Origin of the sequence: Limosilactobacillus sp. (assembly GCF_022482365.1) — a bacterium.
Lineage (GTDB): Bacteria > Bacillota > Bacilli > Lactobacillales > Lactobacillaceae > Limosilactobacillus.
Window position 1 is genome coordinate 1,822,509 of sequence record NZ_JAKVPE010000001.1, and the last position, 13,506, is coordinate 1,836,014.

11 protein-coding genes are annotated in these 13,506 nt (G+C 54.5%); 5 read left to right on the forward strand and 6 right to left on the reverse strand.

The annotated features are described in order from the left end of the window. Nucleotides 1-7 precede the first annotated feature (7 nt). Nucleotides 8-1,102: an agmatine deiminase gene (gene aguA, locus LKE23_RS08555; RefSeq protein WP_291976922.1), complete on the forward strand. Its 1,095-nt coding sequence runs from the start codon at nt 8-10 to the stop codon at nt 1,100-1,102. A gap of 75 nt (nt 1,103-1,177) precedes the next feature. Here the strand turns inward: aguA (LKE23_RS08555) and LKE23_RS08560 are convergent, their stop codons facing one another. Then, complete coding sequence (locus tag LKE23_RS08560) at nt 1,178-1,984, reverse strand: MurR/RpiR family transcriptional regulator (protein ID WP_291976923.1); 807 nt, start codon at nt 1,982-1,984, stop codon at nt 1,178-1,180. A gap of 12 nt (nt 1,985-1,996) precedes the next feature. Next, nucleotides 1,997-3,085, reverse strand: coding sequence for an agmatine deiminase (aguA, locus tag LKE23_RS08565; protein ID WP_291976924.1), 1,089 nt, complete (start codon nt 3,083-3,085; stop codon nt 1,997-1,999). Between the two features lie 174 nt (nt 3,086-3,259). Here aguA (LKE23_RS08565) and helD point away from each other — a divergent pair, with 174 nt between their 5' ends. Further along, a complete protein-coding gene (gene helD / locus LKE23_RS08570; RefSeq protein ID WP_291976926.1) occupies nt 3,260-5,584 on the forward strand; it encodes an RNA polymerase recycling motor HelD in 2,325 nt (774 codons plus the stop codon). A gap of 67 nt (nt 5,585-5,651) precedes the next feature. Further along, a complete protein-coding gene (gene ndk, locus LKE23_RS08575; RefSeq protein WP_291976927.1) occupies nt 5,652-6,098 on the forward strand; it encodes a nucleoside-diphosphate kinase in 447 nt (148 codons plus the stop codon). A 224-nt stretch (nt 6,099-6,322) separates the two neighbouring features. Here the strand turns inward: ndk and LKE23_RS08580 are convergent, their stop codons facing one another. Continuing rightward, nucleotides 6,323-7,153, reverse strand: a complete 831-nt coding sequence (locus LKE23_RS08580) for an AraC family transcriptional regulator (protein ID WP_291976928.1) — start codon at nt 7,151-7,153, stop codon at nt 6,323-6,325. 274 nt (nt 7,154-7,427) lie between these two features. Between LKE23_RS08580 and LKE23_RS08585 the strand changes: the two genes are divergently transcribed. Continuing rightward, nucleotides 7,428-9,647, forward strand: a complete 2,220-nt coding sequence (locus LKE23_RS08585) for an alpha-galactosidase (protein ID WP_291976929.1) — start codon at nt 7,428-7,430, stop codon at nt 9,645-9,647. A gap of 60 nt (nt 9,648-9,707) precedes the next feature. Here the strand turns inward: LKE23_RS08585 and LKE23_RS08590 are convergent, their stop codons facing one another. From LKE23_RS08590 to LKE23_RS08600, 3 genes are read right to left on the reverse strand one after another with little or no spacing between them, the layout of a single operon-like run. Continuing rightward, complete coding sequence (locus LKE23_RS08590; protein WP_291976930.1) at nt 9,708-10,070, reverse strand: transposase; 363 nt, start codon at nt 10,068-10,070, stop codon at nt 9,708-9,710. After that, a complete protein-coding gene (locus LKE23_RS08595; RefSeq protein ID WP_291976931.1) occupies nt 10,036-10,497 on the reverse strand; it encodes a hypothetical protein in 462 nt (153 codons plus the stop codon). The genes LKE23_RS08590 and LKE23_RS08595 overlap by 35 nt, the downstream gene beginning before the upstream one ends. Continuing rightward, nucleotides 10,497-12,008 carry a Y-family DNA polymerase gene (locus LKE23_RS08600; protein ID WP_291976932.1) on the reverse strand — a complete coding sequence of 504 codons (1,512 nt, stop codon included), beginning with the start codon at nt 12,006-12,008 and terminating at the stop codon, nt 10,497-10,499. The genes LKE23_RS08595 and LKE23_RS08600 overlap by 1 nt, the downstream gene beginning before the upstream one ends. Before the next feature lie 315 nt (nt 12,009-12,323). Between LKE23_RS08600 and trpS the strand changes: the two genes are divergently transcribed. Further along, nucleotides 12,324-13,346: a tryptophan--tRNA ligase gene (gene trpS, locus LKE23_RS08605; protein ID WP_291976933.1), complete on the forward strand. Its 1,023-nt coding sequence runs from the start codon at nt 12,324-12,326 to the stop codon at nt 13,344-13,346. Nucleotides 13,347-13,506: the final 160 nt, after the last annotated feature.

Below are 13,506 nucleotides of genomic sequence, written 5' to 3' on the forward strand. Positions count from 1 at the left end.
CTTAATCATGAAAACTTTAAAAAGCAGTCCTAAAAAAGATGGTTTCCGCATGCCAGGAGAATTTGAACCACACAAAGGTGTATACATTCTGTGGCCACAACGTCCTGACAACTGGCGTAACGGAGGAAAGCCGGCTCAAAAGACCTTCGTTGAGGTCGCCAAGGCCATCTCACAATTTGAACATGTGACGGTTGGGGTTAATGATGACCAGTACGAAAACGCTCTGACAATGCTGCCTGATAATGTGGAAGTGGTCGAAATTTCAAACGACGACTCCTGGGTTCGTGACTGTGGTGCCACCTTCGTCAAGAACGACAAGGGCGACATGCGGGCCGTTGATTGGCACTTCAATGCCTGGGGTGGCTTGGTTGATGGCCTTTACTTCCCGTGGGACAAGGACGACCGGGTAGCCTCCAAGATGGCGGAACTGGAAGGCGTCGATCGCTACCGCCTGAATGACTTTACCCTAGAAGGGGGCTCCATCCACGTCGACGGCGAAGGTACCCTGGTAACCACCGAAGAATGTCTGCTTTCCGAGGGTCGGAACCCACAATTGTCCAAGGAACAGATTGGTGAAGTCTTAAAAGAATACTTGAACCTTGATAAGATCATCTGGCTGCACAAGGGGATTTACAACGATGAAACCAACGGGCACGTTGACAACATCTGTAACTTCGTTGAACCGGGTCACGTTGTCCTGGCTTGGACCGATGACCAGTCCGACCCACAATACGAGATTTCTCGTGAAAACCTTGAGATTCTCGAAAACTCAACCGATGCCAAGGGTCGGAAGATTAAGGTTACCAAGCTCTACGTTCCAAAGCCGGTGCTGATCACGAAGGAAGAGTCCGAAGGCGTGGACGCGGTTGATGGTACCCTGCCACGTCAAGAAGGCGACCGGCTTGCCGCTTCATACGTAAACTACTACACCGCAAACGGCGGGATTGTCTTCCCAACGTTTGGTGACCCAAACGATGAAAAGGCAAAGGAAACCCTGCAGGCCTGCTACCCAGACCGAAAGATTGTTGGTGTGCCAGCGCGTGAAATCTTGTTAGGTGGTGGGAACATCCACTGCATCACCCAGCAGGTTCCGAAGGCATAAATTAACTTCATAAGGACTTTGCATTACAAAAGCCAGCGACGAAGAGAAATTCAATTCTCCTCGTCGCTGGCTTTTTCAATGCTGCGAATTCTTTTTGAGGTTAAAGTCGTGGCCACCGTACGACTCAATGTATTGGTACAGGATCAGTTCCATAATGGCGATAACCGAGATTCGAGACCCGATATCGGTTTCATTGATCGTGATTTTGTCAGTGAAAATATAGAAATTCACGTCGCTGAGATTTTGGATGGTGTTGTTGTCCGCTTCGGTAATGGAAACGATCATGGGCGAGATTCCCTGGCGGATCAGGCCATTAATCAGTTTAACGAATTCGGCATTTTCGCCGTTGAAACTCATGATGAAGACGAGCGAGTTATCCGTGATCTGCTGCTCGGCCAGTCGCCGATAGTCCTTGTCGGGCGGGAAGGAGACGTTGAAACCGGACATCGAAAAAAGATACTTGATATATTCGGTGAGGTGCTTGGTGGTGTCCTTGGCAAAGAGAAAGATGTGGGGATGCTCGGCCAATTTGTCGGCGATCCGTTTCAGCTGATCAGCCTTTAATACCCGGATGCTTTCCTCGATGTTTTTGGTGTATTCGTTTCGATAATCTGTTTGTGGGACTGTAAAGGGATTTTCTTGTTCTTCCTGATGGTTCATCAGTGTAAACTTGATCACGGTGGTGAACTCACTAAAGCCAGAAAAGCCTAGCTTGCGGACAAAACGCAGGAAGGTTGCGGTGGAAACGTAGCACAGCGACGCAACTTCCCGGATGCTTTTCCCATTTATTTCATCCATGTTCTTGACGACAAAGTCAAACAGCTTGTGTTCGTTGTCAGATAGATCTTTGAGACGCGGGCCAACGATGTCAAAAAAATTCATAGAATCACCTCGTTAGAATTTTGGCAAGGTATTTACGATTGTATGCAGTCCACCACCGCCGATCAGAATCTCACGAACAGGGAAGCCGATAATTTGCCGCTGGGGGAAGAGTTTTTCTAGTTGCTTTTGCACCACTTGATCTTGGGGATCATTAAATAAGGGGAAGATGATTGCGCCATTGATTGTAATGTAGTTGACGTAGGTTGCCGTTAACCGCTGTCCCACCGCCCGGGGCATGAGGCCGTTAACAAGGTCAATCCCCTCGGATTCGGCTTTGGTTAGGCACTGGGTAGCTGGCACGACTAATTTATGAATGGTAAATGAGCGTCCCTTGGCATCCGTTGCCGTGCTGAGAATCTGGAACGCTTCGTGGCATGCGGCGTATAGCGGATCGGTTTGGTCGTTGGTCCAGGTTAGGACGATTTCTCCGGGACGGACGAAGTTGATCATGTTATCGATATCGCCGCCAGTTTCGTCGAGGAAGTAGCCGTGTTTGAGCCAGATGATCTTTTTGGCGCCCAGGTATTGCCTGAGGACCGTTTCCATAAATTTCTTCGACATATTGGCGTTGCGATCCTCGGCCAGCAACACATCCTCAGTAGTCACGATGGTTCCTTCGCCGTCCGTCATGATCGAGCATCCTTCAAGAACGATGTCACTGGAATAGTAATCGAGCTTTTCCAGTTCGGCCGTCTTGATTGCCAGCTGATCATCCTTGTCCCAAGGGAAAAACAGGCCGTCCAGGAGCCCACCCCAGGCGTTGAAGCTAAAACTGACGGCTCGGACCCGTTGGTTGTTGTCCACATAGTAGGGAAGGGTGTCCTTTGCCCATGCGTCATCGCTGCTCATTTCGACAACCTGGGCGATCCCATCGAGTTTATCCTTAGCATTGATGTACTGGTCTTCATTGACCAGCATCGTGACCGGTTCGAAATTGCTAATCAACTTGGCCAGCTCGGCGAAGGCCTTTTGGGCAGGCTTTCCCCCGTTGCGCCAATTATCTGGTCGCTCCGGCCAAATCATAAAGGCCTTTTTCTGGGTGTTAAATTCGGCCGTCATCTTAAAGTGATCGCGTAGTGGTGTTGAATCTTTGATTTGCATCGTTCCAATTGCTCCTTGCTAACTTTGCTGGTGCCTCTATTATATCAGTAATTGGCTCTGCCCAGTATTCGACACGCTCCGCCATTAGAAGGATTTCTCCAGGTTGTCATCAGCGACGCCGCAACCATAAAATGCTACAATACTATAATGCAATTATGAGAAAAGAGGGTAAGCATGGGAGAACGAGCGGAAAAAGAACAGGAACAAGCACGGGTCGACCAGGTCACCACGGAGATCAAACGTCAGATTGAGGAGACTAAGCAGGCGGTGGCCGCGGCCCACAAGGAAACCCGGGCGGTGGAACGCAACTACAGTGAAAACGCCTCGATTAACCGCTACGAAGTCGATGACATTGCCGAATCGCGGGCAATGATCGAACAGCAGCGGCAACTGGTTTCTCGGGCGGCCGAGAGTGAAACGATTCTCAAACACCAGCTGAAGACACTCCAGAATCTCCAGGGTTCGCCCTACTTCGGCCGGATCGATATCGTCGACCCCGGCGAGCAGGGGCCGGAATCGCTCTATATCGGGACCGCCTCGCTGATGAACGCTGACCGGACGGACTTCCTGGTCTACGACTGGCGGGCCCCGATCGCTGGGGTTTACTACAACGGGACCCTTGGCAATGTCAGTTACGAGACGCCGGCGGGGATCCAGCATACCAAGCTGGTCAAGAAGCGCCAATTTACGATCAAGGACGGCCAAATCACCAACATGTTCGACACCAACGAGACGGTCGGTGACGAGCTGCTCCAGGCGGCTCTTGGTGAGCAGAACGACCAGTACATGCACAACATCGTCGCCACGATCCAAAAGGAACAAAACGACATCATTCGGGACACCCGGAGCGATCTCCTGCTGGTGCAAGGGGTGGCCGGATCGGGGAAGACCTCGGCAATTTTGCAGCGAATTGCCTATTTGCTTTACCACAGCCGGGCCGAGCTAAATGCCGACCAGATCGTCCTCTTCAGTCCCAACAACCTTTTCAGCCACTACATCTCAGAGGTCCTGCCAAGCCTGGGGGAGCGGAACATGCGCCAGGTAACCCTGGCCGGCTTTATCCGGCGGCGCTTCGAGGGCTTAAAGGTCGAGAGCCTCTTTGATCGCTACGAGAGTCGGCAGAATCAGCCGGCCCTGAAGCACCCTCTGGCCGATTTTATGGAGGGGACCGCGGTGATGAGCCAGGTTCGCGACTATGTTGACCACCTGAGTGACGCGGACCTGCAATTTGCGGACCTTCGTTTTAACGGCCAAGTCTTCTTTAGCGCGGCCCACATCAAGCGGCTCTACCAGGCAACCCCGGCGGCCATGGCCCCGGCCGATCGCCTTGTCCACTTGAAGAATAAGCTGATTCGGGAACTCCAGCACCGGGTTCGCGAGGAGGCCAAGAAGGATTGGGTTGCTAAGGAACTGAGCGACCTCGACGTCCAGCAGCTCCACAGCCTGTATGGCAAGAAGACGGTCGACGACTTCAAGGACGAGGACGCCCAGTTTGCCTACCTTGCCCGCCGCTACACCAAGCGGCGACTGCGGATCATCGCCGATGCTATTTACAACAATTACTTCATCGACTTTTACAACCAGTACGACCGCTTTCTTAGTCAGGTGCACCTGCCCAAGGCGCTCAGTCAGCGCGACTGGCGGACGATGATCCTGACCTACCGCGACGAGATCGAATTTCATCGCCTAGAGCTAATGCACGCGGCCCCGCTGATGTACCTGCGGGATTTGATTACCGGCGGCGGCCAGAATCAGGCCTTCCAGTACGTCTTCATCGATGAAATGCAGGACTACTCGCTGGCGATGATGATCTACCTGCGCCACGCCTTCCCACGGGCCAAGTTTACGGTCCTGGGTGACAGTGAGCAGGCACTCTTTAAGCCACTGCAGCTGCCGGAGGAGATGCTGGAAGAGCTCAGCACGGTCCTGGCGGCCAAGCGCCCCAACCTGATTGCCCTGCGGCGAAGCTACCGATCGACCAAGGAGATTACCGACTTTGCCAAGTCCCTCTTGCCGGATAGCGACCGGGTGATTTCCTTTACCCGTCATGGTGACCGCCCGAAGCTGGTGATTGCCGCGGACGATGCCGGCATGCAGGAGGCGCTGCTGAACGCGGTCGCCAAGCTGCGCAAGGTCAATGAGACGGTGGCGGTGCTGACCAAGAACAAGCAGCAGGCTCAGGAGATCTACCAAAACCTCCACCGGGCGAAGGTGAGTGACCTGCACCTGCTGGACGAGGGGGACAGCGCCCTGCCGACCGGGGTGTTGGTCCTGCCGATCTACCTGGCCAAGGGACTGGAGTTTGATGCCGTGGTGGCCGGCGACATCTCGGCCGCCAACCTGGCCCACACCGATGCCGTTGGGATGATCTACACAATGGCCACGCGGGCGATGCACCACCTGGTTCTGCTCAGCCAGGGACCGGTCAGCCCGGTCGTTACCGAGCGAGCACGCCAAGAGCTGGTAATTGAACGTAAAATTGTTAAACAAAGTCGTTGAAAGTGCTTTCATTCGCAAGGGGGATATGATAATCTAGAACTAGTGATTTGTAAAGGAGACATTCGTTATGGTTAGAGACGAATACACATTAGTTTTAGTAAAGCCAGATGGGGTCAAGACCCGTCACATTGGTGAAATCATCACCCGGATTGAACGCAAGGGCTACAAGATCGAAGCCCTGAAGATGATTCAGCCAACCGAGGAACTACTGCGTCAACACTACGCCGACAAGGTTGACAAGCCGTTCTTCCCGGACCTGCTGGAGTACATGACTGAAGGCCCGATCGTGGGAATCGTGGTCTCCGGGACTAACGTTATCAAGGCCATCCACAACATGGCCGGTGCTACCAACCCGGTTGAAGCCGAATGGGGAACGATTCGTGGTGACTATGGTCGTGAATGGCCAGATGGCAACCTGCGGAACATCGTCCACACTTCCGACGAACCGGCCAGTGCCACCAAGGAAATTCACATCTGGTTCCCAGAATTCAAGTTCGACCAACCAGACGCCTAATAATTCAACCTTAGGAAAAACAGCAAATAGAGGCTGAGAGAAAACTATTTTCTCTCAGCCTCATTTGTTTTTGAACATTGGAAAGATAACGTGGAAAACAACCGTGGGGCTAGTGTCTAACTACGGACGAAAGCCGACGCCTTCAGCGCCGACTCCCGTCCTAGGTTAGCCATACCTAATAGGCTAGCTTTGCGTCGCGCCCCACTCTTGCGGTTGTTTCCCACTCACTTTTTGTTTTGGCGAAAGGCCGAGGGACTGAAGCCACTGTAACGTTTGAAGGCCTTGGAAAAGGTGAATTCGTCGCGGTAGCCGACCTGCCGAGCAATCTCCTGGACCGTTTTGTCGGTGGCCTTGAGGAGCTGGATCGCCCCTTCCATTCGCAGGTGGGTGAGGTAGCCCTGCGCGGAAACGTTCATGTTTTTCTTGAAGAGGGTGTAGAGGTAGCTCCGTGACAGCCCGAGGTGGTGACAGAGACCTTCAACGTTGCACTTGCTGTCATGATAGTTTTCTTGTAGGTAGTAAACTGCCAGTTTTAGCCGGTCGGCAGCCCTGCCGCTTGACTTGGCAACCTTGGCTGGGTATTCCGTCACCAGGTGGTAAAACATTTGGTAGGTCAGGGACTCGACCAGGATGTCGTTGGCCAGCGAGCTCTGATTTTTAAGGGCGGCAAAGAGCTGGGTGAGGCTGGCATAGAATTGACTGCCCTGGACTTGCCGCAGGTAGCGCCTGTCCAGCAGCTGCGATCCTTCAAGCATTGTCTTGATCTTGGTGCCGGACAGGCCGATCCAGAAATACTTCCAGGGATTCGTCCCGTCGGCCTGATAAAAGCAGGGAACGCCCTTGGGGAGCAGGAAAATGTCGCCCTTCTTCAGGGTAACGGCCGACCGGTTGGCGGAGGAAAAGGTTCCCTGGCCGTCCAAAATATAGTGGATCACGTAGTTGTCGCGGACGTTATTGCCACGAAAGAAGTAGTTCGGCGGGCAGTTCTCCTGGCCGATGAAAAGAATCTTGCTTTCAAAGCTGGTGCCCGTTAGGCTTCGATATTCACCATCCATAAAAATGTCGACCTCCAGTCCCTTGATGGTTATTTGTTTACTCTTAATGTTGTTGCTTTGCTGATTATACCATTGCTTTGTCCGTGAGATGTCAATTTGTTCAACTAGCGATCTGGCATGTTCCGAGCGCAAACTGCCATGGAAGAAACGGGCTTCGTTCAATATAATGAAGTTAAGAAACTTGTAAGCGGATACAGGTAGACTAGTAGTCATGCCTCATCAGTAATATAATTAAAATGTAAATGCTTACAAAATGACAAAGGGGTTATTCAAAATGGGTATTCATGTCAATGAAGAACAGCAGCTTTTTCATCTCCAGACGGCCAAGACCAGCTACATTTTCAAGATCTTGGAAAACGGTCAGGCCGGGCAACTCTACTACGGCCCAAAGATTCCGGTCAAAAAGGACTACCAGAACCTGGCCAGCCGTGAGGAACACGACTGTACCAACACCCTGACCGTGGACCAGGGCGATTTCCAACTGGAACTGATTAAGCAGGAATACGCCGGCCTGGGCAAGGGCGACTACCGCTACCCGGCTTACCAGATTACCTACCCAAACGGTTCCCGGATCAGTGAGTTTGCCTACGCGGGTTACAAGCTGGCAAAGGGGAAGAAGCGTCTCGGTGACCTGCCGTCCACCTTCGATGACCAGGGCGACGATGCCCAGACACTGACGGTACGGTTCAAGGACGAGCTTGCTAACGTCCGGCTCGACCTGCACTACACCGTCTTTGAAAAGGAAGACGTGATCGTCCGCAGCGCCACCTTCACCAACCACGGTGAACCAATCACCTTGAACCGGGCCCTGAGCGCCCAACTGGACCTGCCGGACAGTGACTACGACATGCTGCAGTTCTCGGGGACCTGGGCCCGGGAGCGGCACCTGATTCGCACCCACCTACGTTCCGGCGTCCAAAGCATCAGTAGCCTGCGGGACGCCTCCAGCCACCAGCAGAACCCGTTCTTCATTCTGGCCCGTCCCCACACCGATAATAACCAGGGAGCGGCATTCGGCTTCAACTTCGTCTATTCCGGCAACTTCCTGGATTCAGTCGAGGTCGACCAGTTCGACACCACCCGGGTCCTGGTGGGGATCAACCCGGACGAGTTTGGCTGGCACTTAGACGATGGCGATAGCTTCCAGACGCCGGAAGCCGTAATGACCTACACGGACCAGGGGCTCAACCAGCTTAGTCAGCAGCTCGGCAGCTTTTACGCCGACCACCTGATCAACCCGCACTTTGCCCACGAGGAGCGGCCAATCCTGATTAACAACTGGGAGGCCACCTTCATGGACTTCAACGAGGCCAAACTGATGCCAATCGTCAAGAAGGCGCACGAACTCGGCATCGAAATGTTTGTCCTGGATGATGGCTGGTTCGGCCACCGGGACAACGACCGGTCCAGCCTCGGCGACTGGTTCGTCGATCAAAAGAAGTTCACCAACGGGATCAGTGGCTTTGCCAAGAAGGTCCACGAACAGGGACTGAAGTTTGGCCTCTGGTTTGAGCCGGAAATGATCTCCATCGACAGCAAGCTCTACGAAAAGCACCCCGACTGGATGATCGCCACGCCGGGTCGGCAGAGCACGCCGGCACGGAACCAGTACGTTCTCGACATGACCCGGCCGGAAGTAGTGGACTACCTGGTGGACCACATCAGTGCAATCATCAAGCAGACCAAGCTCGACTACATCAAGTGGGACATGAACCGGAACATTACGGAGATGTACGGTAGCAAGCTGAGTGCGGACCGCCAGCTGGAATTTGCCCACCGTTACATTCTGGGCGTCTACCAGCTTTACAGTCGCCTGACCACTGCCTTCCCGAAGGTGCTCTTTGAATCCTGTGCCTCCGGTGGTGGTCGGTTCGACCTGGGGATGATGTACTATGCACCGCAGGCCTGGTGCAGTGACGACACCGATGCCGTGGAGCGGATCAAGATCCAGGAGGGGACCTCCTACGGCTACACGCCATCGATGTGGGGTGCCCACGTTTCCGCCGTGCCGAATGACCAGGTGGGCCGGTTGACCTCGATCGAGACCCGGGCGGCCGTGGCCTACTTCGGCGACTTCGGCTACGAGCTCGACATCACCAAGCTGCCGGCCGATCAGTTGGCAACGATTAAGAAGCAGGTGGCCTTCTACAAGCAGTACCGGCACCTCTTCCAGCAGGGGACCTTCTACCGGCTGGAGAATCCGGACACCGCTAGCCAGAATGTTTATGGCTGGCAGGTTGTCAGTGCCGACAAGAAGGAAGCCGTTGCGGCCCGTTTCCAGATCTTAAACGGTGCCAACCCGGCCTACATCCGCTTCTACTTCCAAGGCCTCGATCCGGACAAGACCTACACCGTCAACGGCGGCAAGGAGAAGTTCTCGGGAGCCGAATTAATGCACGTCGGCTACTTTGTTCCGCGGATCATGGACCGGACCAAGCCGGAGAAGGATCCATCCGACTTCAGTGCCCGCCTCTTCGTGGTCAAGGAAGCTTAAACTAATTTCATCGCACATATTAAAAGCCCTGCTCGAGAAAAATCGAGCAGGGCTTTCTCTTTAACGATAGCGGCGGACGATATCATCCCGGATGATCCGGCTGCCGTATTTGCGGCGCAAATTGTTGAGCTTTTGGCGGGGAAAGGCGTGGCAGAGCACCGGCACGTCCCAGTGCTGCTGCAGGCCCATCAAAACCTGAACGTAGTCGTCATAATCAAAATGAGCAAAGGGGAGGTGGCAGATGATCGCGGTGGTGATCCCGGTGCCAACCCGCTTCTGGGCCTCGGCAGTGATCACGTAGTTCTGGCTGAGGTCGACGATTGACGTCCAGAGGTTCAGCCGCCCTGTTGAGTGCTCTTGGAAGTCGGCGACGACCTCATTGCCATTCTTAATCGCTGCCTGAATTTCCGGTTTGGTTGCCATTTTGCTCCTCCCTTCCTGCTTCCCGAATGTTGAGCAACGGAATGTGGTGCCCATCTTTGAAAAAGGCCTCCTGCTTATTCCAATTAACGTGGTCTAGCTGGCCCTGGTACTGGTCGTAGTAGCCGCTTTGTCCGTTGAAGTAGGTCAGGCTGATCCGCTCGCCGGTCGAGCATGAGTGGAAAAAGTCGAAGACCGACTGAACCTGCTCTTCGGTCGGGTAAACCTTGTTGGCATAACGGGCGGCTGTCTTGGCCAACAGCTCGTGGTAGCCGGTCAGGGCCGCAAAGGGCGCGAATTGGCCGGCCCGGTCCCGCCCGGTCATCGGCAGGTGAGCGCGTGAGACGTGGCGGGGGGCGTCCACGATGTCATTGTAGCGGGAAGTATCATTAAACTGGGCTTGTTCGGCCTGCCATTGCTTCTTGTCCATTATGCCTTGTGGCCCCCAATCTCTTTGTTGCGTTTCTTGGCGACGGCCCCGTCCTTGAGATCGGCCGCGCGAATGATTGAATTCTTTCCGAAGTCCTGGTGCATCTTGAGGATTAGCTTTTGCAGCCGGTAGTCTTGGTCGCGGATTGCCTGCTTTTCTCGGGCCTCCTTGACAACCTGGTGCGGGTCGCTGAAGAGGTCGAGCTGCTCGGCGTAGGTCTGTTCCTGGGCCTTCTGGCGGGTGAGCAGGTGGTTGGCGGTCACCGTCACCCGGCGGCTCAGGAGTTGACGATTAAAGTGCTGGTCGTAGGCCTCCAGGAAGTGCTTGGTCAGTTCGGTCGTCGAAGCGGTCGGCACCGCAAAGGAAAAGGCCCGGTGCTCCGGGTGGGGGACGTCCCGGCCGTAGAAGTCCTTGGTGATTGCGCCGTGGTAGTTGTTGCCAGTGTGCAGAGACTCAACGTCATAGTCGACGGCCAGGGAAAAGTCGGTGGCGACCAGATCCCGCTTAACCATTTGCAGGCAGAGCATGTTGACCATTTCCGAAACCACGATGCGGCCCTCGTTAAACCGGTAGGGGCGGGGGAGGACGATGCTGGAATAGATCCCGTGGTTGTTGGACCGGTAATTCTTGATGTCGTCGATCGTGGCGGATTCGTAGCCCCAGGCATGGTCGATCAGGAGCTCGGCGTTCTTGCCAAATTCTTGGTAGAGGGTCTCCTCGTTTTGGGGATCGGACAACTTACCGAGGGAGCAGCGGGCGATGTCGCCCATCGTGTGCAAGCCAAGTTTTGCCAATCTTTTGGCATAGCCCCGGCCGACCCGCCAGAAGTCGGTGAGCGGTTCGTGGGCCCACAGGTAATGCCGGTACTTTTGTTCGTCCATTTCGGCGATCCGGACACCGTCTTCATCGGCCGGGATCCGTTTGGCCACGATGTCCATCGCCACCTTGGCCAGGTAGAGGTTGTCGCCGATGCCGGCGGTGGCCGTGATGTGGGTCTCAGCCTGGATCACCTGGATGATCTCCTTGGCGAGGTCATGGGCGGTGACGTGATGGGTCTGGAGGTAGTCGGTGACGTCCATCATCACCTCGTCGATTGAATAGGGGTGAATCTTGGCTGGCGGGAGGTAACGGAGGTAGATCTCGTAAACCTCAGCGCTGCGCTGCAGGTAAAAGGCCATCCGTGGGGCCACCACTTTGTATTCGATCTTGAAGGTCGGATTGGCCAGGAGATCGTCCCGGTAGATCGATCCCCAGGGGGCCAGTCGGTGATCGGGAGCTTGCTTGGCCCGCTCCCGATTGAGCTCGGCCACCCGCTGCTCGACCTCGAATAATCGCGGCCGGCCGGGCAACCCGAAGCGCTTGAGGGCCGGCGAGACAGCGAGGCAGATCGTCTTGCTGGTGCGGGTGGCGTCGGCAACCACCAGGTTCACGTTGAGCGGGTCGAAACCGAGGTCGGCACACTCGGCCGAAGCGTAGAAGGATTTGAGGTCAATTGCCAGGTAGGTTGCCATTGGGCGCGGACTCCTTTCGAAAAAAACTATTACTATTATAACTGATCGGGTGTGTCCAGAACAAGCGTTTGCTTTTGGCCGGTGCGGGTCTTGCCAATACGGTTAAAAGGGCTTAAAATATAGGCATCAAAAAGTAGCGTGAGTAACAGCGAGGGACGGCTGGTGGAAAGGTCCCCAAAGCGCGAACTGGTAACAACTAAAGATGGCCCGATTGGGCATGAGTGGCAAGCAATTGCAATTTAGGTGGCACCGCGCGCAAAGCGTCCTATTAGTTTCGACTAATGGGGCGCTTTATCTATAAAGGAGGAAATTAAAATGACTGAAAAGAAACACGTAATTTTAACTGGTGATCGACCAACTGGCAAGCTGCACATCGGACACTACGTTGGTTCCCTGAAGAACCGGGTGGCCCTGCAGAATACCGGCAAGTACGATACCTACATCATGATCGCCGACCAGCAGGCACTGACCGACAACGCCCGCGATCCCGAGAAGATCCGCCACAGCCTCCACCAAGTGGCCCTCGACTACCTAGCTGTCGGCATCGATCCGAAGAAGTCCACGATTCTGGTTCAGTCCCAGATTCCGGCCTTAAATGAACTGACGATGCACTACCTTAACCTGGTTACGGTTGCCCGGCTGAAGCGGAACCCGACCGTCAAGACCGAGATCAAGCAGAAGAAATTCGGCGAGAGCGTACCGGCCGGCTTCTTCATCTACCCGGTTAGCCAGGCGGCCGACATCACGGCCTTCAAGGCGGACACCGTGCCGGTTGGTGATGACCAGGAACCAATGCTGGAGCAGACCCGGGAAATCGTCCGGACCTTCAACCGGATTTACCAGCAGGACATCCTGGTTGAACCAGAGGGGGTCTTCCCGCCAAAGGGTGAGGGGCGGATCCCAGGCCTGGACGGCAACGCCAAGATGAGTAAGTCCCTGGGCAACTGCATCTACCTGTCCGACGACGCCGACACGATCCAAAAGAAGGTCATGTCGATGTACACCGACCCGACCCACATTAAGGTCAGCGATCCCGGTCACGTTGAGGGCAACACTGTCTTCACCTACCTGGACATCTTTGACCCGGACAAGGACTACGTGGCCCAACTGAAGGAACAGTACCAAGCGGGTGGCCTCGGTGACGTCAAGATCAAGCGTCACTTAAACGACGTCCTCCAAGAAATCCTGCGGCCAATCCGGGAACGGCGCGAACACTACGCGGCTAACCTGGACTATGTTGACCAGGTCCTAACTGAAGGCTCCGCCAAGGCCAATGAGGTTGCCAACCAGACCTTGAAGGAAGTTCGTGACGCCATCGGCATCAATTACTTTGGCTAAAAAATAAGCTTATTCAAGCTACCAAATGGGAGACCGGACCGGCAAACATGCTGGCGGGTCTCCTTTGGCGTTTAAAAATCATTTTGCTAAAACAGTTATTAGTGTTTCACGGGGCGGAACATGGTAACATTAAAGAGAATGTTTTTAATGATAATAAATT

Coding starts and splice junctions, on each gene's coding strand:
- LKE23_RS08600 (WP_291976932.1), bottom strand. CDS start 12,008: ATGGCAACCTACCTGGCAATTGACCTCAAATCCTTCTACGCTTCGGCC.
- LKE23_RS08560 (WP_291976923.1), bottom strand. CDS start 1,984: ATGAATTTTTTTGACATCGTTGGCCCGCGTCTCAAAGATCTATCTGAC.
- helD (WP_291976926.1), top strand. CDS start 3,260: ATGGGAGAACGAGCGGAAAAAGAACAGGAACAAGCACGGGTCGACCAG.
- LKE23_RS08585 (WP_291976929.1), top strand. CDS start 7,428: ATGGGTATTCATGTCAATGAAGAACAGCAGCTTTTTCATCTCCAGACG.
- aguA (WP_291976922.1), top strand. CDS start 8: ATGAAAACTTTAAAAAGCAGTCCTAAAAAAGATGGTTTCCGCATGCCA.
- LKE23_RS08580 (WP_291976928.1), bottom strand. CDS start 7,153: ATGGATGGTGAATATCGAAGCCTAACGGGCACCAGCTTTGAAAGCAAG.
- trpS (WP_291976933.1), top strand. CDS start 12,324: ATGACTGAAAAGAAACACGTAATTTTAACTGGTGATCGACCAACTGGC.
- LKE23_RS08590 (WP_291976930.1), bottom strand. CDS start 10,070: ATGGCAACCAAACCGGAAATTCAGGCAGCGATTAAGAATGGCAATGAG.
- ndk (WP_291976927.1), top strand. CDS start 5,652: ATGGTTAGAGACGAATACACATTAGTTTTAGTAAAGCCAGATGGGGTC.
- aguA (WP_291976924.1), bottom strand. CDS start 3,085: ATGCAAATCAAAGATTCAACACCACTACGCGATCACTTTAAGATGACG.
- LKE23_RS08595 (WP_291976931.1), bottom strand. CDS start 10,497: ATGGACAAGAAGCAATGGCAGGCCGAACAAGCCCAGTTTAATGATACT.